A 26373-nucleotide genomic window follows, 5' to 3' on the forward strand; every position below is an offset into this window, starting at 1 on the left:
CATAAGTCTACGCAAACACCATATAAACAGGGTGCTGATGTACACTTAATCCCATGAACCAGCGCCAAGCCATTCGCGTTCTCCGTGCCCTGGACGACGCCGGCCGCTATGTATTCCGGCGCCAGCATCTGCGCACCTGCTTCCACGAGGATTCGGAAAAGACCTTTGCCGCCGGGCTGGCCCGCCTGGTCGATACCGGCGTCCTGACCCGCGCGGGCCGGGCCGTCTACGTTCATGACGCGGCGAAATCCCGCGACGGGTACACGATCGAACGCATCGCCATCGCCCTGCGTCCCGCCGAGCTCAGCTACATCAGCCTGGAATCCGCCCTGGCGGAATACGGCGTCATCTCGCAGATCCCCATCGATCGCATCACCCTCATGACCACCGGACGCGAAGGTGAAATCCGGACCCCTTACGGCACCATCGAGTTTGTGCACACCAAGCGCGATCCGGCCGATCTGCGCCAAGCGACGCTTTCTTCCGATCATCCCTTGCGCATGGCCAAGATCGACACGGCCATCCGCGACTTGCGGCGTGTCGGCCGCAATCTGCATTTGATCGACCCGGAAGCCCTCCAGGAGGCCTTGGCCAAACCATGAAAGAAAACTTCAATCATCTGGTGGAACTGGCCATGCGGGACGCGGGGCGCGCCCATATGCGTCCCGTCATCGAAAAAGAACTGCTGCACTATGACATCCTGTTCGCCCTAAGCGAAGCCAAGCTGCTCGACACTTTGACGTTTCAAGGCGGGACTTCGCTGCGCCTATGCCATGGCGCCCCACGCTTCTCCGAAGACCTGGATTTCGCAGGCGGACCGGGGCTGAACACGCGCAAGCTGCAGGACATCAAACAATGCCTGGAAGACTACCTGGGAAGCCGCTATGGCCTGGATGTCCGGGTTCGTGCCCCGCAAATCCGGGGAATGGATGACGGGCCGGCAGAGCCCGGACACACGCAGATCGCAAAATGGCGGATCAGCATCCAGACCGCCCCCTCTCGCCCTGATCTTCCCAGGCAGCGCATCAAACTCGAAGTAGCCGATATCCCCGCCTACACGCGAGACATCAAAAGCCTGGCGCGCAATTACCCTTTCCTGCCCGATGGTTACGCGGATGTACTGCTGGGCGTTGAGTCTCTTGACGAAATCATGGCCGACAAATTGGTCTCCCTGCCAGCCTGTGTCCGCTACGTGCGGCACCGGGACATCTGGGACCTGCGCTGGCTCAAACAACAAGGCGCAAGCCCCGACGTTGCCCTGGTGGAGCGCAAGATCGAAGACTACGGCGAAGTCCGCTACCTGGACAAGCTGCGGGCGATGATCGACCGGCTCGGCGAAATCGTGCGTGGCACGCCATTCACACAAGAAATGTCGCGCTTCATCCCCCAGGATGTACAGGACAGGACGCTGCACCGGAACGGATTTGGCACCTTCCTGACCAACGAAGTCCAAGGCCTGTTGCGAGTGGTGGAAAAGGCGCTGGACTCAGGCACCCGCGCCGACGATTCCTCTTTTCCAATGTAGAACATCCGGCATGAAGCGCGCATCCGACCAGCCCGTCCCCTGCCCCTGCGGCCTTCCCGCCGCCTACGCCGATTGCTACGGCCGCTGGCACCATGGTTCCTTGCACCTGCAAGCGCCCGACGCCCAGGCCCTGATGCGCTCGCGCTACAGCGCCTACGTGCTGGACGAACTGGACTACCTGCTGCGGACCTAGCCTGGACATTTCGTCAGCAAGCCTGGTGAAGTGATTTTCGGGTGGTCAGGCTGCTCCGGCGACGCGGCGGCGGGGATCGGCGGCATGGGAAGCGTTTTTTCAGTGCCGCAGGCGCAATTCCCCCTACCCCCGTTGTTTTATAGCGTGCCGGGGCAGCACTTTCTCAGCGCTACGGGGCCATGGCGCGGGCGGCATGCGCGTAGACATGGCGCAGCGGATGATGTGAGGCCAGCAGGATGCGGACCCGCCGGGTATTGCGCACGATGGCCGCACCGATCTTCAGCAGGCGTACCCGGATCGTGGCGGCGCTGGCACGCTCCAGTTCAGTCCCTCGCAGGGCCGTTTCGCGCAGGCGCTGCATCAGCGTATAGGCCAGGGCCGCCAGCAACAACCGGAACTGGTTGGCGGCGAACCGGTGGCAACTGGCACGTGTGCCGAACAGATCGAGCTGCGCCTCCTTGATGCGGTTCTCGGCTTCGCCCCGAGCGCAGTACAGCTGATCGTACAGCTGCATGGCATCGCCGTCCCGGATGTTGGTGACCACGAAGCGCGGGTTCACGCCCTGGGCGCCGTATTCGAGCCGGGTCAGCACGCGCCGGGGCCGATCCCACGACCCGGCCGCGTAGGTAAACTCGCTGACCAGACGTTGCTTTTTCCCAGTGCGCGCGTAATCGCCTTTGAGGATTTCCTCAGCCTGCCCGACACGCGCCTGAAGCCGTTTATTGCGTGCCAGGCCGATGACGTACTGCACGCCGCTGCGCTCACACCAGCGGATCAGCGGCTGGCGGCAGAACCCCGAGTCCCCACGGATGATGATCCTGACCTCGGGCCATGCCTGACGCAGCCGGTTCACCAACAAGCGCAGCACCGCCGCCGCGTGCCTGGCCCCGTCAATGCGGCTGGGGCGCAGCAGGCAGGCCAGCATCGACTGGCCGCAGAACACGTACAGCGGCAGGTAGCAGTGATGGTCGTAATAAGCATGGAACTGCTTGAGCTCCTGCTCACCGTGCAACGGGATATCCGAGGCATCCACATCCAGAATCAGCTCCTCAGGCGGCGTGGCGAAGCTGGCGATGAAGTGTTCGATGAGCACCCCATGCAGCGCCCAGGCGTCGGCGCGGGTAGCACCCGTTTCCAGACGGCTGAGCGTGGGTGAGCTGGCCAGGGGACGATCCCGTCCGACGGCTGTTTGCATCAGCAGGTCCTCACGCAGCGTATCGTGATCGTTCAGATCTTCGTAGCCGCAGCACAGGCCGTACAGGCGCTGGGCCAGCAGATCGCGCAGGCGGTGGTGGACCCGGCCCGCGGCTCGACGATCCGTCAGCGCCTTGGCCGCCATACGCGACAGGCCCGTGCGCGCATCAATTCTTCGCAGCAGCATCAGCCCGCCGTCGGAACTGAGGTCACCGCCTTGGAAATTCGCCTGCAAATGGCGGCGTCCAAGGCGTCCAAAGTTCAGTTCTTCAGTGGTACGATTCGGCATAGGCGATTCTTTTTGGTTGTTTGGCGTGAGAACCAATAACCATAAGCCCTCGGGCAAGAATCGCCTATTCCTTTGTAAGCGCTCCATCTCCTCCATAATTGTTCGCTCTCGGGCCTTCCGGCATCGTATCGGTGTTGAACAAATACCGGAGAATCGAGAATGTCAGATGGAAAGGAAAGGGATCAGGCTTACTGGGAATCTCATCTGGAGTCGATCACCCGCGAAGGGATCGGCACCAAGGCTTACGCCCAACGTGAGGGTATTGCCGTCTGCAGCCTGTATTATTGGCGCCGACGTCTGAAGGCTCAGTGCCATGGGCCGCAGTTGCCGACCCAGAGCGCGAATGCCACGGCCGCACGGTTGTTCGTGCCTGTGAGCATGGACGCCGGCAGCGTCCCGGTCAACCGCTATATCCTGTCGCTGGGCTGCGACCTGCGCCTGGAGCTACCCGGGCTGCCCAGCCCACAGTGGCTGGCCCAGGTCAGTCAGGCGCTGCAAGGGCAGGCGCGCTGATGCACCCGGGCGCTTCAATCGGGCAAGTCTACCTGTGCTGCCTGCCCGTGGACTTCAGAAAGCAGATCGACGGCTTGGCGGCGCTGGTGGAAAGCGAACTGGAGCTGAACCTGTTTGGCGATGCGCTGTTCGTGTTCGCCAATCGGCAACGCAGCCGGATGAAGATTCTTTACTGGCATCGAAACGGCTTTTGCCTATGGCAAAAGCGGCTGGAGAAAGCACGTTTTGCGTGGCCGGCGCCGGGCTCTGGCCCCACTGTAACGCTCACGCCCAAGGAGCTGGAGTGGCTGCTGGAGGGCTTCGATCTATGGGCAAATTATCCTCACAAAACTCTGGAATATCAATCAGTTATGTAATATTTTGAGGTATAATGTCGCATGTCTGAACGCCATGCGATTCCCCTCCTATCGAACGTCGAAACGGCGCCCCAACCGGGGGGGTTGCCGACCACCATCGAGGCCTTCCACCTGGCCTTACAGGCCGAACGCGAAAAGGTGTTGGCTGAACTGCGGCCTACGCTTGAGCGCGAAATCACCGAACACGTCACGGCACAAATCGAACGCACCGTGGCCGCACAAGTCGAAGCGCATCGCCAGGCCCTTGAGGCGAGCTTCGATCAACGGGTCGCCGCTGGCGTTGCACAAAAGGTTCAGGAAATCCTTGAGCAGTGGCGCCTGAGCCGCCACCGGATGTTCGGCCCCAGTAGCGAGTCACATCAAGGCGAACTGTTTAACGAAGTCGAAGCCCTGGCTGACCAGGCCGCCGGCACTGAAGACGAGCACGAAGGGGAACCAGCGCCTGTACAAGACAAGGCCCGCCCCAAACGCGGCCACCGCCGTGCATTGCCTCCGGAACTGCCGCGCGTTGAGCTCGTGATTGATGTACCCGAAGATGAGCGCCAGTGCCCTTGCGGCACACCTATGGTGCGCATCGGCGAAGACGTGAGTGAACAACTGGACATCGTGCCGATGCAGATCCGTGTCATCCGCACGGTGAGGCCGCGCTACGCCTGCCCCAAGGGCGACCAGGCTCCGGTGCAGCCACCGGCACCGGCGCAGATCCTGCCGCGCAGCAACTTCAGCGCCGGCTTCCTGGCGATGATGGCGGTGGTGAAATACGTGGACGGCCTGCCGCTGGCGCGCTTTGAAAAGGTCTTGGCTCGCCACCAGGTCGAGGTGCCGCGCCAGAGCATGGCGCGGGCCATGATCAAGCTTGCCCAGGCCTTGCAGCCGCTGCACAATCTGGCGCGCGACACCTTGTTGGAGGCGCCGGTCATCTACATGGACGAAACCACGGTGCAGGTCTTGAAAGAACCGGGGCGAAGTCCGACGGCAAAAAGTTATATGTGGGTGCAGCGCGGGGGGCCGCCGGGGCGTACGGCGGTGCTGTTCGATTACGACAAGAGCCGTTCGGGGAAGGTACCGTTGCGTCTGCTGGAGGGCTGGCAGGGCTACCTGATGACGGACGGCTACGAAGGCTATGCGCCGGTGGCCCGCTTGCCCGGTGTGGAGCACCTGGCGTGTGCAGCGCACGCGCGGCGAAAGTTCGTCGAGGCCAAACGCTCCAGCCCCAATGGCAAGAGCGCCCGCGCCGACTACGCGCTGGATCTGTTTGCCCGGCTTTACCGTATCGAGGCCAAGGTGAAAGACGCGAGCGATGCGCAGCGCTTCGAGGCGCGCCAGACGCACAGCTTGCCGATCCTGCAGAAATTGCGCGCCTGGCTGGATGAGACCTTGCCGCTGGTCACCCCCAGGAGCAAGCTGGGTGAGGCGCTGGGGTATTTGTGCAAAGTGTGGCCGCGCCTGATCCGTTACACCGAACGCGGCGACCTGCCCATCGACAACAACCTTCTGGAAGGCGGGGCGATCAAGCCGTTTGTGATCGGACGAAAGGGGTGGCTGTTCAGTGACACCCCCGCCGGGGCGCATGCCAGTGCGGTGCTGTACTCGTTGCTGCAGACGGCAAAGGCCAATGATCGCGAACCCTATGCGTGGCTGCGCTTCGTGCTGGAACGCCTGCCGCTGGCAAGAACGGTCGATGAAATTGAGGCCTTGTTGCCGTGGAATACCCATGACCAGGATTTAGCCATGAATCTGGCTGCCTCGGAATAATGGGGTAGATGCACCGCTTACATTCCTTTTTACCCGCCTGACGAAATTTCCGGGCTAGCACCCCGACACCCGGCCGGCCGCGCTGGAACCCAACGAGCCCGGCACCCGCTGGCTGGGACTGGACGTGCGCCGCCACGTCCGGGTGGACGCCGACCACGAGGTCGTGGAATTCGTCGCGCGGGTGCGCGTCCACGGCCGCGCCACCCGCATCCATGAAACCAGCCGGTTCACGCGGGTGGACGGGATGTGGGTGTATGTGGACGGGGCCGCTTGAGTACACTTGAGTGATCCTCCCGGTCCGACCGCCCCGGTCGTCCTTCTTCGAACCCCACCCCCGTGCCATGATGCTGATCTACGATGCCCAGAGCCCCGCGCCGCGCTGCCTGCGGATGTTCCTGCTCGAAAAACAACTGCGGCTGCCCGCCACGACCATCGACGTGATGACGGGGGAAAACCGCCAGACGCCCTATCTCGCCATCAATCCGGCGGGCCAGACGCCGGCCCTGCGCCTGGACGACGGCACCCCCCTGGCCGAGGCGGTCGCCATCGCGGAATACCTGGAAGAACGCCATCCCGAGCCCGCGCTGATCGGCCGCACGCCCGAACAGCGCGCGCAGACCCGGCAATGGTGGCGCCGGGTCGAACTCAACATCACGGAATTCATCCACAACGCCTACCACTACGCCGAAGGGCTGGCCCGCTTCGAGTCGCGCATCCCGGTCGCGCCCGAGGCGGCCGAGGGCTTGAAGCGGGTAGCCCGGGACCGCCTGCGATGGCTCGACGGCCTGTTCGGTCCCGACCCCTACCTGTGCGGCGAACGCTTCACCGCCGCCGACATCTGGCTGTACGTCTGGCTGGATTTCGGCGAATCCGTCGGCCAGCCTTTCGACCACGGCCTGCCGCGCATCGGTCCGTGGTTCGAGCGCGTGGCGGCGCGGCCCAGCGCGGCGCGCAGCCGCGCGCTGCTGTCATCCGCCAGGCCGGCCTGATTCAGAACGGCTTGATCGCGACCTTCAGCACGCCGTCGCGCTGGTGGGCGAACAGATCGTAGGCCGCGACGATGTCGTCCAGCGGATAGTGGTGGGTCACCAGCACGCCCAGATCGAGGCGTTCGGCGGCGATCACGTTCATCAGGCGGCGCATGCGCTCCTTGCCGCCCGGGCACAGAGCGGTATTGATGCGATGGTCGCCCAGGCCGGCGGCGAAGGCGTCGAGCGGGATCTTCAGGTCCTGCGAATACACCCCCAGGCTGGAGAGCGTGCCGCCGGGCTTGAGGCAGCGCAGGGCCTGCTCGAACGTGGTCTGCGTACCGAGCGCCTCGATGGCGGCATCGGCGCCGCGCCCGCCGGTGAGCCGCATCACCTCGGCGACCACGTCGCAGGTATTGAAATCGAGGGTGACGTCGGCGCCCAGCCGCCGCGAAATGCCCAGGCGGTGCTCGTTGCCGTCCACCGCGATGATGGTGGTCGCGCCCAGCAGGCGCGCGCCGGCCGTCGCGCACAGGCCGATGGGGCCCTGGGCGAAGACGACCACCGTGTCGCCCAGGCGGATGTTGGCGTTTTCCGCCCCCTTGAAGCCGGTGGACATGATGTCCGGACACATCAGCACCTGCTCGTCGGTCAGTCCGTCCGGAATTGGCGCAAGGTTGGCCTGCGCATCCGGCACCAGCACGTATTCGGCCTGGGTGCCGTCGATCAGGTTGCCGAAGCGCCAGCCGGCGGTGGCCTTGTAGCCATGACAGCCGCACCGCCCCGAGGGGATCAGGTAGCTGCCGTCCTGCGACGGCACGCCGTCCTGGGCGGCGTAGGAGCCGAAGTTCGGGCAGATCGCCCCGGCGATCACGCGCTGCCCTTCCTGGTAGCCGGTGACCGCGCTGCCGAGCTTTTCGATGACCCCCACGGGCTCATGGCCCACCGTGAGACCCTGGGCGACCGGATACTCGCCCTTGAGGATGTGGATATCGGTGCCGCAGATCGTGGTGGTGGTGATGCGGATCAGCGCATCGTTGGGGCCGACCTCCGGGATGGGTTTCTCGGCCAGTTCGATCCGGCCAGGTTCGACGAATACGGCGGCTTTCATTGTGGCGACCATCGGGTGCTCCTTCCATGAGATCGGCGGGTTCGTGGCCTGCCCGCCCGCAGGCGATGGTCTCATCGTAACGGCTTGCCGCAGCCCGATGCTTGCGCCAGGTCATGGAAATCCCCATTCACCATGGGGTCATCCACCCTGCCCCGAAATCAGCGACAGCATGTCGCGCGGCACCTGATTGGCCTGGGCCAGCACGGCGGCGGATGCCTGCTGCAGGATCCGGGCCCGCGTCATGCTGGAGACCTCGACCGCATAATCGGCGTCCTGGATGCGGGACTGTGCGGCGGCCGTCGCATTGCGTTCCTGCGCCAGGTTCTGGATGGCGCCCTCGAAGCGATTGGTCAGGGCGCCGTACTGCCCCCTGTAGGTGTCCACCTTGCCCAGAGCCTCGCTGAGCCTGGCCAGCGCCTCGCGCGCCTGCTCGATCGGATCGAGCTCGACCGTGTCCAGACCCAGGGACACGCTGTCCGAAGGCGTCGGCTCGATCGTGACCTTCTCCACGTCCTGCCCGAAATTGGCGCCGACCACGATATCGGTGGGCTCCGAATAAGGCGGCTGGATCCGGGTCTCCGGACGGGGCATCACGTCCCAGCTGGCCGTGGCCTGAAACGCCCCCTGTCCCACCACGAGGATCAGCAGATCCTCCGTGACCTCGTCGATCGACAGCCGCTCCAGCCGGCCGCCGGCGCCATTCGTGCCGTCGTTGAACGCCGCGTCCGTCTCGTAGCGGTCGCCATCGCCACTGTACGAAAAATTCATGCCGTTGTAGCTGCCCGATGCGCTGCCGTCGATGTCGAACGCGGGACCGCCCTGCACGAGCAGACTGTCGTCGTACGCCGCCCCGGGCAGAAACCCGTTGGACTCCGTCAGGACCCGCCCCTGGATCGACGCAGCATCGACCACCTGATTGTTCTTCCAGACGGCATCCCCGCCCGCTCCCAGGATCGGCGTTCCGGCCAGGTGCTTGCCATCCCGCGTGAACAACTGGATGTCGTCGTCCGCGCCCAGGGAATCGATGTCCAGCACGAAATTCTTCGCCCCGGTCGGGATGTACGCCGTCGACACGATGCCGGAGGTGAACGAAGCCGGCTGGCCGCTTCCCGGAAACTTCGCAAAGATCGGCGGCGTGTCGCCGATCTTGACGGGCACCTGCGTCGAGGCATCCGGCGCCAGGGGATGGCGGCCGAAGATTTCCGTCCCGTAGGCGATCCGGTCGATCTCCGCGCGGATCTGATGGAACTCCTGGTTGATCGCCGCCCGGTCCGAATCCGACAAGGTCCCGTTGGCCGACTGCACGGCCAGTTCGCGCGCCCGCTGCAGCAGATCGTTGATGCCGTCCAGGCCGCCTTCGGCCGTCTGCATCAGGCTGATGCCGTCGTTGATGCCCCGCATCACCTGCGCGCCCGCCCTCAGGCCGGCTTCCATCCGATTGGCGATCGACTGGCCGGCGGCATCGTCCTTGGCGCTGTTGATGCGCAGCCCCGACGACAGCCGCTCGATCGCCTGCCCCAGCGCATTGCCCGCCTGCCGGTTGCGATCCTGCGTCTGCAGGGAAGAAACATTGGTGCGGACGGAAACCATGGAATCTATCCAAATCGAACGAGACCCTGCGAAATATAACAAATCGCGTCAAGAAGGGGGCGGATTCAGTATCGCCAGAGGGGCCCGTCTTGACGCGGTGGTGGGGCATCCTTCGGCAGTCTAGCCTTCCCGCATCTCCCCGGCCTTTTTCCGGTACTCGGCCGCCAGCGCCGCCCGTCCCGTGTTCTCGTACAGCACCGCCAGGTTCTGCGCCGCCAGGTAGCTGCCCCGGCCGGCGACCGATTCAGACAGATCCGGGCGCTCGCCGATTTCCAGGCATTTCAGCCAGCTGGATTCCACGATCGGCAGGAACTGCGATTCCGCCTCGGCAGGATGCCGGATCGCCCAATCCAGAAAAACGTCCGCGACGCAAAAGAAATAATCGGGGGAATCCTGCCAGTACGGGAATTCCTCCTCGGCCAGCAAGATCGCCTGCTCCAGCCGGCCGGCCCGCTTCAGGCAGTACAGGGCGCGCATGATCAGGTCGTAGCGGAACGACTGGTCCCGGGCGCACAGCGACACCGCCCGGGAAAAATGGTCGGCCGCCTCCTCATGCCGGTCATAGAGGGCGAGTTCCTTGCCCAGCTGATAGAGCAGATAGGGATCTTCCGGCACCTCGGCCAGCGCCACGCGCAGCAGCGCCTCGTTGCGCCCCTTCTTGGCCTCCAGGCCCTCGGGCATGTAGCCGTCGTGGCCGACACGGATATCCAGCCGCTTGCGTGGCAGATTGCCGGGATTGGCCGCCTGCTCATGGATCCGGCCCACATAGCGCACCCCTTTGGGCAGCACGCGGGTTGTCCATTCGGTCGCCTGACGGACCTCGCCGCCCTGCACGAAGCGATTGAGAATGGCGACCTGCCCGAGGAACGGCGCTGACCCCAGGCGGCGCAGCTGCTCGTGTCCCGACTCCAGCCAGTTGTCGGCGTCCAGGATCAGATTCCAATCCGCCGCGGAATGATCCAGCGCCGCATTCCGGGCGGCGGAGAAATCATCGACCCAGTCGAAATGATGCACCCGGGCGCCGAAGCGCCGGGCGACGGCAACCGTGTCGTCCGTCGATCCGGTGTCCAGCACGATGAGTTCATCGATATGGCCCTGCACGCTGGACAGGCAGCGGGCCAGCGTGGCCGCGCCGTTCTTGACGATCATCACCAGGGCGATGGTGGGAGGGTTCATCTGATTGACTCGCAAACGGGGCAGCCGTGATCATGCCCCAATCCCCAACCCAGCGCCATCGGAATACATCGCGCAAGCCCCCGGACGGCGCACAGCGCGGTCAATCCTTGAACACCTCTTCCAGCGAAGCGGCGTCCACGAAATTCAGCGACCAGGTTTCCAGATCCTCCGTGCCGGCGGCGCGGATGCGCTGGACGACCGCCTCGTCCACCGGCCCGAAGCGGCGCTGGATCTGGCGCAGCAGCAGGTCGGCCTGGCCGCGTACCATCCCATGGCGCTCGGCGATCGTCACGTAACTCATTTCATGCTCCTGTTCCAGCCGCTGGGCAGCCAGAAAGTAGTCCGTCTCCATGTCCGCCGGCAGGCGGAGCATCCATTCCACCAGTCGCAGCAAGGGGCCGATCCCATCCCGCGCGTAGCCATAGCCATACAGGCGGCGAGTCAGATCCAGCAGCGGCGCCAGCCGGCTGGCCTTGTCCGGATGCCCCGCCGCCTGCAGCTGCGCCATGATCACCACGGCAAACGGATTGGCCGGCGCCAACGCATCCAGCTCGTCCCAGCGAGTCCGCCAGTCGTTCAATTCTACAATCGGAAAGGTGAACCGGGTCCGCTGCGCCAGGAAGTCGCTCTGATAGGTCAACGTGGCGGCCGGCGCGTCCTGCGGCGAGCGCCAAGGCTGGTCGATCAGAACCCCCAGGCTATAGACCTGCGGCGGCAGCAGTGCCCTGCCCTTGCGCCGTTCCCGCTGCCGGATCAGCACGTTGTATTCCAGCATCCGCCAGCCAAAGACCTGCAGGGCCAGCGGGCCGGACAGGCGGCCCTGGACCTCGACATGCACCAGCAGCAAGGCGTCATCGCCGCTGCGCAGGCGAACCCGGGCCAGCTTGTCGGCATGGCGGCGGCCCTGGCCGGGTGCGCTGGCGCGCAAGACCGCCTGCAATTCCTTGTCCAGGAATTCGACCGGCACCGACCTGTCGATGAGGGAATACAGGTCCGGGGTCAGCAGGGCCAGCGCCTGGGGAAAATAGAGTTCGAGCGCGTCCTTCCATGGACTGTCGTGATCGTCCGCGAGGGCGGGCGGCGATGCGTTGCGGGCGGACATGGCGGGCTTCCTGGCTCGGGAAGCCTTATTCTGCGCAGACGATGCTGGTCCTGCCAGACTGGGAAATACGGACGGAGGAAAATATCCCGCTTATATCATTGATAAATAAGACATTTCGTACAAATACACTGATCCGGGGAAAAAGCAATGTGTATATATCTGTGTGCTCTTTTGTAATGGAGAAAGCAGCACATGGCTCAGAACCTTCTATCCACCCGCACGATCAACTCCGCCAAGGCGGCTGGCAAACCCTATCAACTCCGGGACGGCGGCAGCCTGTTCCTGTCGGTACAACCCAGCGGAAGCAAGCTCTGGCGCTACCGCTACCGCCTGAGCGGCAAGGCCCAGGTGTACGCCATCGGGCGCTATCCCGATGTCACCCTGGCTCAGGCCCGGCGGGAACGGGACCGCGTACGCGACCTGATCCTCCAAGGCATACACCCCCTATGGGAGCAAATCCACGCACGCATGACGAGCCGCCCGCACCTCCTTCGTTTGAAGCGGTCGCGCGCGCCTGGCTGGCCGCCAACCCGCAATGGAGTCCGGGGTACTCCCGCCAGATACGGCGGTATTTTGAAAATGACATCCTTCCCGCCATCGGAACTGTGGCGGTCGCCGACCTCACCCCCACGCACATCCGCGCGCTCATCGCATCGATCGCGGATCGCGGCGCCCGCTGCGCCGCGCTGCTCGCGCAGCAGTGGACATCCCAGGTCTTCTCCCACGCCATCCTGCAGGGGCTGCGCGAGGACAACCCGGCCAGCCTGCTCAAAGGCTTGGTCAGGCGGCCGACCGTGCGCCACCATCCGCCGCTCGGCTGGTCCGACATCCCGGAATTCTTCCAGCGCCTGGACGCCTGGGACGGGCATCCCGACATCGCCATCGGCCTGCGCCTGCTGGCGCTGACCTTCGTGCGGCCTTCGGAGCTGCGGCTGGCCCGCTGGCAGGAGTTCGATTTCGACAATGCCGTCTGGATCGTTCCGAAGGAGCGCATGAAGATGCGCCGGCCGCACATGGTGCCGCTCTCCCGGCAGGCCCTGGCGATGCTCCGCTCCCTGCGCGCCTGATCCGGCCACGGCCCCACGCTGTTTCCCAACCGCCGGGACCCGGACGGCGTGCTTGCCGCGAGCAGCTTCAACCACGCCATCGGCCGCCTGGGATACGGCGGTCGGTTTTCCGCGCACGGATTCCGGGCGACCGCCACGACCCTGCTCGGCCTGCTCGGCTATCCCGACAAGCTGGTGGATCTGCAGCTTGCGCACCGCCGCCGGGACGCCTCCCGGGCGCCCTACGATCACGCGCGTTTCGTCGGCTCCCGGACACTCCTCATGCAGGACTGGGCCGACATCCTGAGGGCCCTGGCCGACGGCGAGCGGTATGCCCGCCTGTCCCAGGCGTTCGGCCCCCTGTCGGAGCGCAGGACCCGGATGCTGAGCGTGATCGAGCGGGAATGATCCGCCCGCGGGAAGACGCCCGCGCCGCCTGGCATGCGGCTGCTTTCCGCCCTCGAAAGGACCCAGCCCGCCCCAGGGCGGCCCGGGGGCAAAAAAACTCGCGGACCGCCCTAAAGTTCCCTCGCCCCCCTCCGTTAACGGGGCAGAACAGGAGGTCACTCGGTTTGTCATCCTGGGCAAAAAGGGCGAATCCTTCGCCGAATCTCTTAGGAGTCTCTCATGGCTGTTATCAACACCAACTACCTTGCTCTGGTCTCCCAGAACAACCTGAACAAGTCCCAATCCTCCCTGAACTCCGCCATCCAGCGCCTGTCCTCGGGCCTGCGCATCAACAGCGCCAAGGACGACGCCGCCGGCCAGGCCATCGCCAACCGCTTCACCGCCAACATCAAGGGCCTGACGCAAGCCGCCCGCAATGCCAACGACGGCATCTCGATGGCGCAGACGACGGAAGGCTCCCTGAACGAAATCAATAACAACCTGCAACGTATTCGCGAGCTGACGGTCCAGGCCTACAACGGCACGAACTCCTCCGATGACCTGAACTCGATCAACGCCGAAATCAAGCAGCGCCTGGACGAAATCCAGCGCGTCGCCGACCAGACCCAGTTCAACGGCACCAAGGTCCTGAACGGCTCCGCCGCGTCCGGCATCGCCATCCAGGTCGGCGCCAACGACGGCGAGACCATCACGATCTCGGGCACCGACGCCCGCGTCAACACGCTGCTGAGCGGCACCTCCGCCATCAACTCCAACGGTCTGGTCATTACCGCTTCCGGCGGCGTGTCCTCCGTGGCCTCCGGCGCTCTGGCTGAAATCGACGCCGCCATCAACAACGTCGACAAGATGCGCAGCGACCTGGGTGCGATCCAGAACCGCTTTGAATCGACCATCGCCAACCTGAACAACACCATCACCAACCTGACGGCTTCGCGCTCGCGCATCGAAGACGCCGACTACGCGGTGGAAGTGTCCAACATGACGCGGGCCCAGATCCTGCAGCAGGCCGGCACCGCCGTCCTGGCGCAGGCCAACCAGGTCCCGCAGACCATGCTGTCCCTGCTGCGCTAATTCGCCAGACTGCATCGGGGCGGGTCCTACCCCGCCTCGTCCAGACTCCAGAAGCAGCAAAGCCGCCGGCTGTCATCCCTGGCGGCTTTTTTTCGTCTTCCGGCCTCGATGGGCCGGAGCCCTGGCATCCCTCCCCGCCAAGGCCTTCGCGCGCTCTCAGTCGGCCGCTGGCGCCACACCCCAGGCGCGGGCCCACTGATCCAGGAATTCGCCTTCCAGCATCCAGCGCCCCAGGACCGCATCGCGCAAGGCGTCGCCCTTGCGCGCCAGGGCATCGGGATCGGCCAGATGGGCGCGAATGGCCTCCATCCAGTCCTGGTGGCGGTTGCGCACCCGCGTCACGGGCAGATCCCCGCGATACGGCTCGATGTCCGTGGCGATCGCCGGCACGCCGCAAGCTCCCAGTTCCAGCAGGCGCAGGTTGCTCTTGCAGCGGTTGAACTGGTTGGTTTCCAGCGGCACCACGGCCAGGTCCAGGTTGAGGCCGGCCAGCTTTTCCGGATACTGGCCGATCGAGACCCCGGGATGATATTCGCACTGCACGCCCTCGGGCTTCATGCCCATGAAGACCCACTCGACCTCGTCCCGCAGATCGTGGACGACCGAGCGGATCTCCGCCAGGTCGCCCGCATGGCTGACCCCGCCGGCCCAGCCCACGCGCATCTTCCGCCCCGCGCGGCGCCCGGCCGAAAGACCGCGCCACGAAGCCGGCGGCAGGCCATTCAGGGCCACGCGGATATCGCCGTGGTAGTCGGCATATTCCTCGGCCAGCACCGGCGTGGAAACCACCAGCCAGTCCACCTGCTCGATCGCGCGGCGCATGTTCTTGATCACGCCCTGGGGCAGCTTCTTGCGGTAGATGCTGCGCGTCGGGATGTTGGGCAGGTAATCGTCGAACTCCAGGACGACCTTGGCGCCGGTGATCTCGCGGTAGCGCCGGATCTGGGTCAGGATCCCCTCGTTCAGCCACGCGCCCTGCAGCACGATCACGTCCGGCTGGATGCGCGCCACGTCGGTGAAATGGAAGTCGCCCAGCTTGAGCCCGCCTTCCAGGCGCAGTTCGCCGGCCATGGCCTCGAAGGGGTACAGGATCCGGTAATGGCCGCAGCCCTGCCAATCCGCATGGGCCGCCAGCACCACGGGCAGCGGCCTGCCCGGCAGCGGCTCCTGGATCCGCGAAGCATCGGCGCTGAGGTCGAAGCCCGGCGAGCGCTTGCCGAAGGCCGGATGATAGTGCGGGTCGCGTGCCAGTTGTGGCAGCCACCGGTGATACAGCCGATCGCGCTGCGCGTCGTCGGGGCTGGCTTTCAGGCCGAACTTTTCGGTCAGCAGCCGGGTGGCGCCGCCCATGTGCAGCAGGCCGGTATCGGGCTCCAGCGCCAGCAGATATCCCGCCTGCGTCGCCTTCATGCACAGGTCCGCATCCGCGTAATAGACGGGGAAGGATGCGGCATCGAAACCGCCCAGTTCGTGGAAGACCTCCCGCCGCATCATCAGGCACGAGGCGCTGAGCGCGCTGACGTTCTGCTGGACGATCAGGCGGCCCATGTAGCCCTGCCGGTCGGAAGGCAGGCCCCGGAACGCCGCGCCGACGCTGTTGTCCATCCCCAGCACCTGGCCGCACTGCTCCACCCCGCCATCGGGCAGGTCCAGGCGCGAGCCGGCCATCCCCACCTCGGGCCGCAGCGCATGCCGCAGCAGGCGCTCCAGCCAGTCCGTCCGCGTGCGCGGCGAAAACTGGATGTCGTTGTTCAGGAACAGCAGCACGTCCCCGCGCGCCTGGCCGGCGGCGAAATTGTTCATGGCCGCGAAATCGAAGGCCTGCGGCCAGCGCAGCACGCGGATCCGGTCCGTTCCCATGCCTTCGAGCCCGGCGAGGAAGGCCACGGCATCGGGCTCGACGCTGCCGTTGTCCACGATCAGCAGTTCGTAATGGGGGTAGGCCGTGTGCTCCATCAGCCCTTCGACGCAGGCCCGCAGGACCGGCTGCTGGTCACGCGTGGGAATGATGATGGAGACCAGCGGCTGCGTGTCCAGCGGGTATTCGATGCGCTGCAGGCCGGGCGCCAGTCCAGGTCCGATCCGGGCCTCCAGGCCCATGCGCACGAAATGAGCCTGGATCACGGCGGGGAACCAGGCCATCGTCGCCGGATCGCGCACCCAGTCCATCAGGCTGCGCCCGCCCAGCTGCAGGACTTCGGGCACGTGCCCCACCACCGGCGGGCCGACCTGCTCCACCAGGCGCCAGATCAGGTCCACAGCCGCCAGGTCGGCGACCCGCTCGTCCAGTCCGCCCGCCGCCTGGATGGCCGCCGTGCTAATGACCGGATTGCGGCCGATATAGGGATAGCTGCGCAGGAGATCGACGTTGAAATCCGGCTTGAGCATCGGATTGACCGGCACGTCCGCTTCGAGGACGGCCTCGTCCGCGTACCAGACCAGGGGATCGGGCTTGCGCAGGCGGTATTCCCCCAGCGCCAGCGTCGCATGGGGCACCAGGCGGTCGCCCGCGTACAGGATCCACAGGAAGTCGGGCACGCCTCCCCGATCGATCCGGTCCGACAGCTGCCTCGTCCAATGGACCTGGCCGCGCAGCAGCTCGATGCCGTTGCCGGCCGCCTCGTCCGGGATGTCGCGGCCGATCAGCCAGACGCCATCGACGGGCCGATGCTGGGTGCCCAGGCTTTCCAGGGTCGCCACCAGCGCCTGCACGTCCGCGCCATCCGGCACGATCACGGCGGCGCCCAGGGTGCCGACATCCGGATTCGCCTGCAGCAGGGTCTGGATCGCCAGGATGCGGGCGGCCGAAGGCGCACGGTCGGCCAGCCATTCGGAAACGCCCCAGCTCTTGATTTCCTCTTTCCGGACCAGAGCCTTGGCCCGATCGCGGATGCGCGCCCCCAGGTTGATCGGCGTGAAGCCTTGCTTTGGATCGTTCAGGGGCCTGATGCGAACGAGATGGTTGTTTTCGGAGCGGTACCAGCCCAGCTCGCGGATCATCCGCCGGAAGTCGCTATGGCCTTTTTCTCCGATCCCGGGCTGGTCGCGGCCCTTCTGGCTGAATTGTTCTCTCGAGACGCGGAAAGCGGAATAAGGCTGATGCAGCAGGGCCAGGTGGCCGCGGCGCAGCAGCTTGATCGTCATGGCCAGATCGCCGACCCACTCGATATACTGGCCGCCCAGCTTGAGCAAACCGCGATGCTCCACGACGATGGGATCATAATCGTCCCGACGGAACATGATCGAGGAGGGCTCGCCAATGAAATTCAGCGTGACGTCGCCCAGGAATGAAACGGCATCCTTTCCATGAATGACGACGTCCTCGTCGAACAGAGGAACCGTTGCAACGCTGTCGGGCAGTCTTTCGCCTTCCTCGCCCACCAGGAACCGGCGGGATCCGACCACGGCGACGCGCGCATCCTGCGCCAGGACCTCCACGAACCGGGAAATCATCCCGGGCAGCAGGACATCATCGTCGAACAGCGGCTTGATATACTTTCCGCGCGCCTTCTGGATGCACGAAGACAGATTGCCCCCGCCACCCAGGGAAGTTTCGTTTCTGCAATACCGAAAATTATCGATCCGCCTGTCTTCGACGAGTTTTTTGAACAGGTCGAAAACGTCCTCGGTGGGGCAATCGTCTCCCACCACGATCTCGTAATCCGAAAAATCCTGCGCCAGCAGGCTGTCGATTGCCGCCTGGAGATATTTCGACCTGAATGCCGGAATCACCACGGAAACCAGGGGAGGACGCTCGCTTCGAGACGTTTCAAAATCCATTGCCATCAATCCATTTCCGGTAAGCGTTGAATCACATCTTCTGGATCAGGTAGCTGTTCTCGAATCCGCGAACGGATCCCAGGACATTGAATCCATTGAAATATCCCCCCGCGCGCAGCAGATCGACCGCGGGCCCGACCTCCGGACTGTACCGGACGTCCATGTAGTCGTCGAACACGATGAATCCCTGGGAAACCACGCTGGGGGAATACAGCAGAAAATCCAGCAGGACATTCCTGCCCTCATGCCCGCCATCGATATGCAGCAGCGCCACGCTGGGGGAAAGATCGTAGTACCGCTCCGCGCACAATTCGGAGAGGCCTCTCAGCACGACGGCATTCTGGAACAGCAGGTTCCTGTAATGGCTGAATTCCTCGTACTGCTTCGGCAATGCGAAGGGATCGATCCCGATGATTCTTCTTTCGTGATTGCACGCCTCGTTCATCAAGGACAGCGATTTTCCCTTCCAGACCCCGATTTCGACGATATCGCCCGGCAGATCGGCGATCAGCGCGCACAGATAGGCCAGCAGCCTGACCTGGTCGTGGAAAGAAAGCTCCTTGCGTTCCATCGCCTGATCCTGCGGCAACAGCGCCTGGGCGTGCTGGAAGCCCTGGCCGAGCAGATCCCAGACCGTGGCGACCATTTCATTCAATTGCGGATTTTCCAGGAGTTCGTACAGCTCTTTTCTGGTGATCATTTTTGTCCCTGAACGATCGAAATGGCGCCTATATTTCCAGGAAATCCGGTGAATTCCCGATCGGCCGATAGAGTAAGATCGGTACGGTTTCCCACAGTGCTTACGCGGCCCATCCGGGCACAGGACGACATGATCTCACAGCGCCCCGTTTTCGTCACCGAGCCGCACCTGCCGCCTTTGCAGGAATTCATTCCCTACCTGGAAAAGATCTGGGCCAGCAAACGCCTGACCAACGGCGGCCCCTTTCACGAGCAACTGGAAAACGAACTGGCGGCCTACCTGGGCGTCCGCCACCTCAGCCTGTTCGCCAACGGAACCCTGGCGCTGGTCACCGCCCTGCAGGCCTTGCGCATCGGCGGCGAAGTCATCACCACACCGTATACCTTCGCCGCCACCGCCCATTCGCTGCTGTGGAACAACATCAAACCCGTGTTCGTCGACATCGATCCGGACACCTGCAACCTCGACCCGGAACGCATCGAGGAAGCCATCACCCCCGCCACCACGGCCATCCTGCCGGTGCATTGCTACGGCCTGCCCTGCGACGTCGACCGCATCCAGCAGATCGCGGACGTCTACGGATTGAAGGTCATCTACGACGCGGCGCACGCATTCGGCGTCAAGAAAGACGGCGCGAGCATCCTGAACCACGGCGATCTGGCCGTCCTGAGCTTCCATGCCACCAAGGTGCTCAACACCTTCGAGGGCGGCGCCATCGTCTGCCCGGACGCCAAGATCAAGCAGCGCATCGACTACCTGAAGAACTTCGGCTTCGCGAACGAAGTCACGGTGGTGGCACCGGGCATCAACGGCAAGATGAACGAAGTCTGCGCGGCCATGGGGCTGCTGCAGCTCAAGCACATCGACCGGGCGCTGGAGATCCGCACGGCCATCCATCGGCGCTACCAGGAAGCCTTCAAGGACATCCCCACGCTGCGCATGCAGCAGGTTCCGGCCAACCTGGAATGGAACCACGCCTACTGCCCCCTGTTCGTGCATCCCGACCACCCCGTCGGCCGCGACGAACTGTACGCCCTGCTGAAGTCGCACCAGATCCACGCCCGGCGCTACTTCTATCCCCTGGTCAGCTCGTTCCCCATGTACCGCGGGCTGGCCAGCGCCGCCGCCGAACACCTGCCCAATGCCCATGCGCTGGCCGAACGGGTCATCTGCCTGCCCATCTATCCCACCCTTCAGACGGAAGACCAGGAGCGGCTGATCGGCATCATCCTGCAGACCGCCCGATGAGCAAACGCATCCTGGTCTTTCCCTGCGGCTCGGAAATCGGCCTGGAGATCCACCGGGCTCTGTGCTATTCCACCCATTTCGAGCTCATCGGCGCCTCCAGCGCGGACGATCACGGCCGCTTCGTCTACGACAATTACGTGGGCGGCCTGCCCTTTCACGACAGCCCGGATTTCGCGCCCCGCCTGGCCGAAATCATCCAGACGCATCGCATCGACGCCCTCTACCCGACGATGGACGCGGTGGCCGAAACGCTGCAGGATCTGGCGGAACGCCTGGGTGTGCGCGTCATCGGCAGCCCGGCGGCCGTCACCCGCATTTGCGCCTCCAAGACCCTCACCTACGACACACTGGACGGCCTGGTTCCGATTCCTGCGCGCTACCCCGACCTGGCGGCGGTCCCCGCCTATCCGGTCTTCATCAAGCCCGACCGGGGCTATGGATCGCGCCATGCCGCCCGCGCCGACGATGCCGCCGGCGCCGCCGCGCTGCTGGCCCGGCAGCCCGGCCGGGACATGCTGATCCTGGAATACTTGCCGGGACGCGAATGGACCGTCGACTGCTTCTCGGACCGCCACGGGGTGCTGCTGTTCCATGCGGTCCGGGGGCGCGACCGGATCAGCAACGGCATCAGCGTCCACACCTCGCCCAGCGCCGACTTCGCCGGACTGTTCACGGACTGGGCCTCGGCCATCAACGAAAAACTGCGGCCGCGCGGCGCCTGGTTCTTCCAGGCCAAGCTGGACGGCGCCGGCCAGCCCAAACTGCTGGAAGTGGCCGCCCGCTTCGCGGGATCGTCCGCCCTGCAGCGCGGCCTGGGGGTGAACCTGCCGCTGCTGAGCGCATTCGACGCCTTCGACTGGCCCGTCTCGGTCGCGGCCAACGACTACCCGATCGAACTGGACCGCGCCCTGGAAAACCGCTTCCGCATCCAGCTCGACTACCGGCACGTGTACGTCGACCTGGACGACTGCCTGCTCGTCAGGGGACGGCTCAACACGGCGCTGATCGCCTTCCTGTACAAGGCCATCGACGGGGGCTGCACGATCACGCTGCTGACGCGGCATGCGGACGATCCGCGCGAGACCTTGCGCCGCGTCCGTCTGGGAGCGATCTTTGACCGCATCATCCACATCACCGACGGCAGTCCCAAGTCGACTCATATCGATCTGCTGCCGGCCATTTTCATCGATGATTCGTTTCGCGAAAGAGACGCGGTGGCCCGGCACCTGGGCATCCCTGTTTTCGCCCCGGACATGATCGAAGCCCTGTTCTGAGAAGTCCCGAACCCGCCATGAAAACCGTCCTGACCTACGGCACCTTCGACCTGTTCCACATCGGCCATCTGCGTCTGCTGCAACGCCTGAGCGCCCTCGGAGACCGCCTGGTTGTCGGAGTCTCCACCGACGAATTCAACCATATCAAGGGCAAGAAGACCGTGGTCCCGTTCTCCGACCGGATCGAGATCATCCGGGCGCTGCGATGCGTCGATCTCGCCATTCCGGAAACGTGCTGGGAGCAGAAGGCCGAGGACATCAAAACGCATGGGGTAGCGGTCTTCGGCATGGGCAGTGACTGGGAAGGCCGCTTCGACGAGTTGAAGGCCTACTGCGAAGTCGTCTACCTGCCACGCACCGAAGGCATTTCCAGCACACACATCCGAAAAACGCTGAAGATCCTGGACCAGACGCATATCGGGGAGCTCAAGCAGGCACTCGACCTGATTTCCTCCATCATCGACCGCTTCGACTGAACGAGTCTCCCGTCCCATGATGCGGCTTCTATTCCCCCTGTTCCATCCGCTGTGGCGGCTGGTCGATTTCATGACCCCCAAAAGGGCGGATCACTGGGCCTTTGCGACGCACCACCTGCATACGAACCGTTTCATCGAGAATCAACGCGCGATGTTCGAGGCGGTCAAAAGGGACCCCGCCATCCGCAAGATCGTTTTCTACCGTGGTCAGACGCCCGACCTCCAGATAGAGGATGCCGTCCGGTACGAGGTCGTCAGGCATGGCAGCTTGCGAGGGTTGCTGTTGCTCGCGCGCTGCAAAGTCGTTTTCCTGACGCATTCGGTGTCCATGGACTACTCGCTTCTGTCAAGCGACACCAGGAATTGACCCCCTGGCGACACCTAAAACTGACCCCCCCTACGGTTGAACGAACGGCTGCCCGATGGCAGCAGAACTGGGTTTGATGAGCCCTGCCTTACGCTTTGTACGCAGCCGGTAGCTGTCGCCCCGGATGGTGAGGACATGGCTGTGATGCAGCAACCGATCGAGGATGGCGGTAGCCACCACGGCGTCGCCGAAGACCTCGCCCCATTCGCTCACGGCGCGGTTGCTGGTCACCAGCAGGCTGCCCCGTTCATAGCGCCGCGAGACAAGCTGGAAGAACAGGTTTGCCGCCCCCGGCTCCAGGGGCAGGTAGCCCAGCTCATCGATGATCAGCAGCTTGGGCTTGGCGAAGTGACGCAGGCGTTCCTCCAGGCTGCCCGCGGCATGTGCACTCACCAGTTGCGTGATCAGCGCCGTGGCCGTGGTGAACAGCGTCGAGTAGCCCGCCCGAACGGCTTCACGCCCCAGGGCGACGGCCAGGTGGCTCTTGCCCACCCCGGGCGGCCCAAGCAGCAGCAGCGCATCGCCGTTGGCAATCCACCGCCCGCAGGCAAGCTCCCTGATCTGCGCGGGGTCTACAGCGGGCTGGGCACTGAAGTCGAACCCGTCCAGGGTGCGCACGAACGGGAAGCGGGCAATCGACAGCCCCATCTGGATGCGGCGGTCCTCCTTGCGGGCCACCTCCTGCGCGCACAGGTAGGCAAGCGCCTCGCGCAGGCTCAGCTCCTGGCGCGCCGCCTCATCGAGCAGGGTATCGAGCCGTTCGCGGATCGCCGTGAGCTTCAGGCGCCCAAGCATGGCGTCGAGCCGGTCTGGATCCTGGATGATCATTGCCAGCCTCCGCCGGTGATCGCCTCGTAGACCGAGAGGTCGCGCTGCAGCAGTGCCTGTGGCACGACGGGAATGGGTCCCTGCACCTGATCGCCGGGTGCCGTGGACCTTGAGGGCTGCCCCGGGGCTCGGTAGCCAACGATGCCCTGCAGGTGCTCGGGCAGGCAGCGCGTCTGGCGCCGCCCGGCAAGCTCGGGGTGGCAAGCGACCTCGCGCCCGTCATCGAGCACGCGCAGCTCGCAGCCCGCGATATGAACCTGTACCAGGCGCCCCGCCAGGCGCCACGGCACGCTGTAGCGATTGGTGTCGACCTCGACGGTGGCGTCGCGCGCGACGCGTCGCGACAGACTGCGCGTCTGCTCGAAGGGCGGCCGATCCGCCAGCGGCATCAGGTGCAGGCGCTCGAGACGGAAGCGCTCTGCGGGGATCTCGCCCGTGGTGCCGTGCACCCGCTGATCGGCCACCTCGCGCATCCACCAGTCCAAGTGGGCTTGCAGGTGCGCCCAGGACTCGAAGGTGTGGCCCGCCATGGCGTTGCGCTTGACGTAGCCCACGCTCCTCTCGTCCTTGCCCTTAGTGCGCGGCCGATAGGGGGCGCAGGCCACGGGCCGGAACCCCCAGTGATGCGCCAGCGCGCGGAACCGGTCATTGAAGACCACCTCGCGGCTGGCCGCGTCGTGGTGCTCGACTAGCGCCCGCGCGTTATCGACCAGGACCTGGCGGGGAACACCCCCAAAGTGCTGCAGCGCCGCCTCGATCCCAGCAAACCAGGCCGACTGGTGCTGGTGCGGGAAGGCCTGCACAAAGATGCGACGGCTGTGGCCCAGCGTCGCAACAAATAGCTGCACGCCGACTTCCGCACCAGCGATCTGGGCCTTACGGCTGCCAAAGTCGATCTGCATCTGCTGGCCCGGCGGCGTCTCGAAGCGCACGGTGGCCTGAGCGCAGGCGGCCAGCTCCCGGCGCCACGGGGCACAGGCCCGCTCCACCGTGCGTAAGCTCACCGTGATGCCATGCTCGCTGCGCAGCTCCTGCTGCACGACAGCGGCGTTGCCTGCATGGGCCATGAAGCGCTCGCGCAGCCACGGCGCCACGCCGTCGAGTGCCCGCATGCGCTGCGGGCTTGCGTACGGTGCCCAACCGCCCTGGCGCAGATAGCGCTTGACGGTGTTCCTACTGATCCCCAATTCGGCGGCGATACGCTTGGTTCCCCAGCCGCAGGCCTTGAGCCGACCGATGGCGACGACATCCTCTGGGCTTTGCATCGGTTCCCCCCGTGACTGAACAAGGGGTTGGTTGTACTCGGCTTCTTGCATGGATGATCCCTCCTGATGTGATCATGAAGGGGTCAGTTCTCCATGTCGCCAGGGGGTCAGTTTGTCATGTCGCCTGACAGCTTCGCTGGGAAGGCGGGCGATTCAGCATCCTGAAGCTGGCCATGGGCGCACGGCTGGTCGTCAATCTGTGGCACGGAATCCCCCTGAAGCGGCTGCTCTATGCGGCCAACGAAGCCACGTCCCGCCATACCGACCGGATGAAGTACCGGGTGGAGGAGAGGCGGGGCTATGCGGGGCTGATCGCTTCGTCCGACATCGACAGCTATGCCATGGCGGCCATGTTCTATCCCTTGAACTATCGTCAGATCTGGAGCACAGGCCTTCCGCGCAATGATTTTCTGACCCAGGCGGAAGAGCGGCTGCCCCGCTATATCCGTGATTCCCTGCAACTCATCCGCCGGAAGCGTCAGGCGCGCAAGCTGGTGCTTTATGCCCCAACCTACCGCCAGACGGCCGTCAGTGAGAGCGCGTGCTATTACCAGTTTTCGGACGATGAAATCGGCCGCCTGAAGTCCCTCCTGCGCGCGCGAGGCGCCGTCCTGGGATACCGGCCGCATTACTTCAGAAACAGCACGCTCTATTTCAACCTGGACCGCTACATCGACGACGAGCTGATATTCGACATGTCGCAAGACGCGATACCGGAATTCTCCGCTCTTGCCAGGGAATGTGATCTTCTGGTCACGGACTACTCCAGCGTCTATATCGAAGCGCTCTATCTTGACAAGCCCATCATCTGTTTCGGCTATGACATCGAGCACTACAAGGCTCACGAGGATGGATTGCTCTACGACATGGCGCTGGCATTCCCCGGTCCCATTGCGCAGGACTTCGACACCTTGATCCAGCGCATGGACGAGGCGTTGGGCCATGACGGCGAGCCCTCCCATCGGCAGCAACGGACCACCGCAAGAAGGATATTCTTCAAGTACAACGACTCGATGAACTCGGAAAGAGTCAGGCAGGAAATACTGAAGCGCCTAGAAAACCAGGCGTGAAACATCATTTTTGTGCTCTGCTCCGCAGCCTGTACGCCAACCCCTTCAGGCGATGCACCCTGAGCGCCCATCCGGCCACCAGGGAATATATTCTGCTGTTTCCGGTGGCGGCCGCCAGCAGCAGCGGATCGGGTCCCCACAGGCGCAGCATGCGGCGAAAGTCCTTCAACAGTGCCGATATTTCTTTCAGGTAATCCCCTTCCCTCGCCTTCGGGATGCGCGATCCGGTATTGATGACACCGAACAAGGTGGATCGTATGTAGCCATAGATCTTCGCCCCGTACCACCGTCGATAATCGGCTCGGTCCTTCAGCAAAGACTCGACGCAGCGGCATTCGCGGATGATGTTGAAATGACCGTCATGGGTCGTATGCAGGCTGGACCGGGGGTGCCTCCTGTAGTTATGTAAGACATCAGGTATGAAATAGAAGGTGCCGGCCTCGACCGCCGCGCGGATGCTCCACACCATGTCTTCGTAGAAGGTCTGACGGGGGAACAACAGCCCATGATCCCTGATGAAGCCCATTCTGTAGGCTTTGTTCCAGGGAACATGCAGATTCCTGATGGCGCCTTTCCTGACGGCCGGATCCGTCAGATCCACCCACCGATCGCCCAGATCGACATACCGGTTGGGAACATTGGGGATTTTCCTGCCATCCGGCCACACCTGCTGATGATTGAACATCAGGACATCCGGTTCCCATTCCTTCAGGCGGCTCACGATCGTCGGGATGGCTTGCGGCTCGAACCAGTCATCGCCGTCGAGAAACATGCAATATTCCCCGGAGGCATGTGCCAGCCCGATGTTTCTTGCCTCCCCGGGACCCAGGTTTTCGTGGTTCTCGACGACCCTGAACGCCGATCCGCATCCCGCTGCCATGCGATGGATCAGTTCCAGACTCCGGTCCGTCGAGCCATTGTCGACCACGATGATCTCGTGGTCCGCCCCGGCCAGGCACAGACAGCTCGACACCGCCTGCTCGATGTAGCGCTCGCCATTGAAAGAAACGATGATGATAGACAGCAGCATTGCAGCAATATACCCATCCGGAACGAAGCCGGTCTTCC

25 protein-coding genes and 3 pseudogenes are annotated in these 26373 nt (G+C 64.2%); 16 read left to right on the forward strand and 12 right to left on the reverse strand.

All coding sequences use genetic code 11. From position 1 onward, the window contains the following. Positions 1 to 53: 53 nt before the first annotated feature. The 3 genes and pseudogenes from abiEi to BN940_RS10215 form a co-directional block, all read left to right on the forward strand. Complete coding sequence (gene abiEi, locus BN940_RS10205; protein ID WP_043682719.1) at positions 54 to 602, forward strand: type IV toxin-antitoxin system AbiEi family antitoxin; 549 nt, start codon at positions 54 to 56, stop codon at positions 600 to 602. Then, a complete protein-coding gene (locus BN940_RS10210; protein WP_043682720.1) occupies positions 599 to 1525 on the forward strand; it encodes a nucleotidyl transferase AbiEii/AbiGii toxin family protein in 927 nt (308 codons plus the stop codon). The genes abiEi and BN940_RS10210 overlap by 4 nt, the downstream gene beginning before the upstream one ends. A gap of 10 nt (positions 1526 to 1535) precedes the next feature. Further along, a pseudogene (locus tag BN940_RS10215) lies at positions 1536 to 1715 on the forward strand (YchJ family metal-binding protein); the annotation flags it as partial. A gap of 172 nt (positions 1716 to 1887) precedes the next feature. Here BN940_RS10215 and BN940_RS10220 read toward each other — a convergent pair. Beyond that, on the reverse strand, positions 1888 to 3201 hold the full coding sequence (locus BN940_RS10220) for an IS1380 family transposase (protein ID WP_043680954.1): 1314 nt from the start codon (positions 3199 to 3201) through the stop codon (positions 1888 to 1890). A 159-nt stretch (positions 3202 to 3360) separates the two neighbouring features. Here BN940_RS10220 and tnpA point away from each other — a divergent pair, with 159 nt between their 5' ends. The 5 genes from tnpA to BN940_RS10245 all read left to right on the forward strand — a co-directional run bounded on the left by tnpA (position 3361) and on the right by BN940_RS10245 (position 6814). Continuing rightward, positions 3361 to 3714, forward strand: a complete 354-nt coding sequence (gene tnpA / locus BN940_RS20315) for an IS66 family insertion sequence element accessory protein TnpA (RefSeq protein ID WP_043679159.1) — start codon at positions 3361 to 3363, stop codon at positions 3712 to 3714. Then, entirely contained in the window at positions 3714 to 4070 is a 357-nt protein-coding gene (gene tnpB / locus BN940_RS10230; protein ID WP_043679156.1) for an IS66 family insertion sequence element accessory protein TnpB, read from the forward strand. The genes tnpA and tnpB overlap by 1 nt, the downstream gene beginning before the upstream one ends. 21 nt (positions 4071 to 4091) lie before the next feature. Beyond that, positions 4092 to 5825, forward strand: coding sequence for an IS66 family transposase (tnpC, locus tag BN940_RS10235; protein ID WP_084330628.1), 1734 nt, complete (start codon positions 4092 to 4094; stop codon positions 5823 to 5825). 82 nt (positions 5826 to 5907) lie between these two features. After that, positions 5908 to 6099: a YchJ family metal-binding protein gene (locus tag BN940_RS18555; protein ID WP_158386323.1), complete on the forward strand. Its 192-nt coding sequence runs from the start codon at positions 5908 to 5910 to the stop codon at positions 6097 to 6099. A gap of 67 nt (positions 6100 to 6166) precedes the next feature. Continuing rightward, positions 6167 to 6814: a glutathione S-transferase family protein gene (locus BN940_RS10245; RefSeq protein ID WP_198408266.1), complete on the forward strand. Its 648-nt coding sequence runs from the start codon at positions 6167 to 6169 to the stop codon at positions 6812 to 6814. A gap of 1 nt (position 6815) precedes the next feature. On the opposite strand, the gene BN940_RS10250 is transcribed toward BN940_RS10245, so the two are convergent. The 4 genes from BN940_RS10250 to BN940_RS10265 all read right to left on the reverse strand — a co-directional run bounded on the left by BN940_RS10250 (position 6816) and on the right by BN940_RS10265 (position 11772). Further along, complete coding sequence (locus BN940_RS10250; RefSeq protein WP_043682723.1) at positions 6816 to 7916, reverse strand: NAD(P)-dependent alcohol dehydrogenase; 1101 nt, start codon at positions 7914 to 7916, stop codon at positions 6816 to 6818. A 126-nt stretch (positions 7917 to 8042) separates the two neighbouring features. Continuing rightward, the gene (locus BN940_RS19775; RefSeq protein ID WP_043682726.1) at positions 8043 to 9494 is read right to left on the reverse strand and encodes a flagellin N-terminal helical domain-containing protein; all 1452 of its coding nucleotides are present in this window, start codon (positions 9492 to 9494) and stop codon (positions 8043 to 8045) included. Positions 9495 to 9614: 120 nt separating this feature from the next. Continuing rightward, positions 9615 to 10670 carry a glycosyltransferase gene (locus BN940_RS10260; protein WP_043682728.1) on the reverse strand — a complete coding sequence of 352 codons (1056 nt, stop codon included), beginning with the start codon at positions 10668 to 10670 and terminating at the stop codon, positions 9615 to 9617. Between the two features lie 100 nt (positions 10671 to 10770). Next, positions 10771 to 11772, reverse strand: coding sequence for a DUF4351 domain-containing protein (locus BN940_RS10265; protein ID WP_052355776.1), 1002 nt, complete (start codon positions 11770 to 11772; stop codon positions 10771 to 10773). 192 nt (positions 11773 to 11964) lie between these two features. Between BN940_RS10265 and BN940_RS19780 the strand changes: the two are divergent. The 4 genes and pseudogenes from BN940_RS19780 to BN940_RS10275 form a co-directional block, all read left to right on the forward strand. Then, positions 11965 to 12159: pseudogene (locus BN940_RS19780) on the forward strand (Arm DNA-binding domain-containing protein); the annotation flags it as partial. 59 nt (positions 12160 to 12218) lie between these two features. Then, entirely contained in the window at positions 12219 to 12839 is a 621-nt protein-coding gene (locus tag BN940_RS19785; protein WP_420864829.1) for a tyrosine-type recombinase/integrase, read from the forward strand. A gap of 48 nt (positions 12840 to 12887) precedes the next feature. Further along, on the forward strand, positions 12888 to 13226 hold the full coding sequence (locus BN940_RS19790; RefSeq protein ID WP_242404171.1) for a site-specific integrase: 339 nt from the start codon (positions 12888 to 12890) through the stop codon (positions 13224 to 13226). Between the two features lie 219 nt (positions 13227 to 13445). Next, the gene (locus tag BN940_RS10275) at positions 13446 to 14297 is read left to right on the forward strand and encodes a flagellin N-terminal helical domain-containing protein (RefSeq protein ID WP_043682731.1); all 852 of its coding nucleotides are present in this window, start codon (positions 13446 to 13448) and stop codon (positions 14295 to 14297) included. Between the two features lie 156 nt (positions 14298 to 14453). Here BN940_RS10275 and BN940_RS10280 read toward each other — a convergent pair whose 3' ends face one another. From BN940_RS10280 to BN940_RS10285, 3 genes and pseudogenes are all read right to left on the reverse strand, one after another. Further along, entirely contained in the window at positions 14454 to 17537 is a 3084-nt protein-coding gene (locus BN940_RS10280; protein ID WP_242404172.1) for a glycosyltransferase, read from the reverse strand. A 171-nt stretch (positions 17538 to 17708) separates the two neighbouring features. Beyond that, positions 17709 to 18083, reverse strand: a pseudogene (locus BN940_RS20320) (glycosyltransferase family 2 protein); the annotation flags it as partial. 25 nt (positions 18084 to 18108) lie between these two features. After that, positions 18109 to 18777, reverse strand: a complete 669-nt coding sequence (locus BN940_RS10285; protein ID WP_043682734.1) for a class I SAM-dependent methyltransferase — start codon at positions 18775 to 18777, stop codon at positions 18109 to 18111. Positions 18778 to 18873: 96 nt separating this feature from the next. Between BN940_RS10285 and BN940_RS10290 the strand changes: the two genes are divergently transcribed. The 3 genes from BN940_RS10290 to BN940_RS10300 are packed head-to-tail and all read left to right on the forward strand — an operon-like array spanning position 18874 to position 21775. Next, the gene (locus tag BN940_RS10290) at positions 18874 to 20025 is read left to right on the forward strand and encodes a DegT/DnrJ/EryC1/StrS family aminotransferase (RefSeq protein ID WP_277355900.1); all 1152 of its coding nucleotides are present in this window, start codon (positions 18874 to 18876) and stop codon (positions 20023 to 20025) included. Next, positions 20022 to 21299, forward strand: a complete 1278-nt coding sequence (locus tag BN940_RS10295; protein WP_043682740.1) for an ATP-grasp domain-containing protein — start codon at positions 20022 to 20024, stop codon at positions 21297 to 21299. Before BN940_RS10290 ends, BN940_RS10295 begins: the two co-directional genes overlap by 4 nt. A gap of 17 nt (positions 21300 to 21316) precedes the next feature. Then, complete coding sequence (locus BN940_RS10300; protein WP_043682743.1) at positions 21317 to 21775, forward strand: adenylyltransferase/cytidyltransferase family protein; 459 nt, start codon at positions 21317 to 21319, stop codon at positions 21773 to 21775. A 28-nt stretch (positions 21776 to 21803) separates the two neighbouring features. Here BN940_RS10300 and BN940_RS19235 read toward each other — a convergent pair whose 3' ends face one another. The 3 genes from BN940_RS19235 to istA all read right to left on the reverse strand — a co-directional run bounded on the left by BN940_RS19235 (position 21804) and on the right by istA (position 24286). Next, positions 21804 to 22094 carry a hypothetical protein gene (locus tag BN940_RS19235; RefSeq protein WP_158386277.1) on the reverse strand — a complete coding sequence of 97 codons (291 nt, stop codon included), beginning with the start codon at positions 22092 to 22094 and terminating at the stop codon, positions 21804 to 21806. 78 nt (positions 22095 to 22172) lie between these two features. Further along, positions 22173 to 22970, reverse strand: a complete 798-nt coding sequence (istB, locus tag BN940_RS10310) for an IS21-like element helper ATPase IstB (protein WP_173424572.1) — start codon at positions 22968 to 22970, stop codon at positions 22173 to 22175. After that, the gene (gene istA / locus BN940_RS10315; RefSeq protein WP_084330434.1) at positions 22967 to 24286 is read right to left on the reverse strand and encodes an IS21 family transposase; all 1320 of its coding nucleotides are present in this window, start codon (positions 24284 to 24286) and stop codon (positions 22967 to 22969) included. The genes istB and istA overlap by 4 nt, the downstream gene beginning before the upstream one ends. Before the next feature lie 122 nt (positions 24287 to 24408). On the opposite strand from istA, the gene BN940_RS10320 reads away from it, so the two are divergent. Next, the gene (locus BN940_RS10320) at positions 24409 to 25305 is read left to right on the forward strand and encodes a CDP-glycerol glycerophosphotransferase family protein (protein ID WP_052355778.1); all 897 of its coding nucleotides are present in this window, start codon (positions 24409 to 24411) and stop codon (positions 25303 to 25305) included. 4 nt (positions 25306 to 25309) lie between these two features. Here BN940_RS10320 and BN940_RS10325 read toward each other — a convergent pair whose 3' ends face one another. Next, positions 25310 to 26335 carry a glycosyltransferase family 2 protein gene (locus BN940_RS10325; RefSeq protein WP_043682747.1) on the reverse strand — a complete coding sequence of 342 codons (1026 nt, stop codon included), beginning with the start codon at positions 26333 to 26335 and terminating at the stop codon, positions 25310 to 25312. Between the last annotated feature and the right edge of the window lie 38 nt (positions 26336 to 26373).

Source organism: Castellaniella defragrans 65Phen, assembly GCF_000612685.1.
In the GTDB taxonomy this organism is placed as follows: domain Bacteria; phylum Pseudomonadota; class Gammaproteobacteria; order Burkholderiales; family Burkholderiaceae_B; genus Castellaniella; species Castellaniella defragrans.

Bases quoted from the DNA above. Each gene is read 5' to 3' on its own strand.
- BN940_RS10320 (WP_052355778.1), top strand. From the start codon at position 24,409: ATGGGCGCACGGCTGGTCGTCAATCTGTGGCACGGAATCCCCCTGAAG.
- BN940_RS10250 (WP_043682723.1), bottom strand. From the start codon at position 7,916: ATGGTCGCCACAATGAAAGCCGCCGTATTCGTCGAACCTGGCCGGATC.
- BN940_RS10300 (WP_043682743.1), top strand. From the start codon at position 21,317: ATGAAAACCGTCCTGACCTACGGCACCTTCGACCTGTTCCACATCGGC.
- istA (WP_084330434.1), bottom strand. From the start codon at position 24,286: ATGCAAGAAGCCGAGTACAACCAACCCCTTGTTCAGTCACGGGGGGAA.
- BN940_RS19785 (WP_420864829.1), top strand. From the start codon at position 12,219: ATGGGAGCAAATCCACGCACGCATGACGAGCCGCCCGCACCTCCTTCG.
- BN940_RS10265 (WP_052355776.1), bottom strand. From the start codon at position 11,772: ATGTCCGCCCGCAACGCATCGCCGCCCGCCCTCGCGGACGATCACGAC.
- abiEi (WP_043682719.1), top strand. From the start codon at position 54: ATGAACCAGCGCCAAGCCATTCGCGTTCTCCGTGCCCTGGACGACGCC.
- BN940_RS10295 (WP_043682740.1), top strand. From the start codon at position 20,022: ATGAGCAAACGCATCCTGGTCTTTCCCTGCGGCTCGGAAATCGGCCTG.
- BN940_RS10280 (WP_242404172.1), bottom strand. From the start codon at position 17,537: ATGTTCCGTCGGGACGATTATGATCCCATCGTCGTGGAGCATCGCGGT.
- BN940_RS10245 (WP_198408266.1), top strand. From the start codon at position 6,167: ATGATGCTGATCTACGATGCCCAGAGCCCCGCGCCGCGCTGCCTGCGG.
- istB (WP_173424572.1), bottom strand. From the start codon at position 22,970: ATGATCATCCAGGATCCAGACCGGCTCGACGCCATGCTTGGGCGCCTG.
- BN940_RS10220 (WP_043680954.1), bottom strand. From the start codon at position 3,201: ATGCCGAATCGTACCACTGAAGAACTGAACTTTGGACGCCTTGGACGC.
- tnpC (WP_084330628.1), top strand. From the start codon at position 4,092: ATGTCTGAACGCCATGCGATTCCCCTCCTATCGAACGTCGAAACGGCG.
- tnpA (WP_043679159.1), top strand. From the start codon at position 3,361: ATGTCAGATGGAAAGGAAAGGGATCAGGCTTACTGGGAATCTCATCTG.
- BN940_RS10285 (WP_043682734.1), bottom strand. From the start codon at position 18,777: ATGATCACCAGAAAAGAGCTGTACGAACTCCTGGAAAATCCGCAATTG.
- BN940_RS10210 (WP_043682720.1), top strand. From the start codon at position 599: ATGAAAGAAAACTTCAATCATCTGGTGGAACTGGCCATGCGGGACGCG.
- tnpB (WP_043679156.1), top strand. From the start codon at position 3,714: ATGCACCCGGGCGCTTCAATCGGGCAAGTCTACCTGTGCTGCCTGCCC.
- BN940_RS10275 (WP_043682731.1), top strand. From the start codon at position 13,446: ATGGCTGTTATCAACACCAACTACCTTGCTCTGGTCTCCCAGAACAAC.
- BN940_RS19775 (WP_043682726.1), bottom strand. From the start codon at position 9,494: ATGGTTTCCGTCCGCACCAATGTTTCTTCCCTGCAGACGCAGGATCGC.
- BN940_RS19235 (WP_158386277.1), bottom strand. From the start codon at position 22,094: ATGCGTCAGGAAAACGACTTTGCAGCGCGCGAGCAACAGCAACCCTCG.
- BN940_RS10260 (WP_043682728.1), bottom strand. From the start codon at position 10,670: ATGAACCCTCCCACCATCGCCCTGGTGATGATCGTCAAGAACGGCGCG.
- BN940_RS10325 (WP_043682747.1), bottom strand. From the start codon at position 26,335: ATGCTGCTGTCTATCATCATCGTTTCTTTCAATGGCGAGCGCTACATC.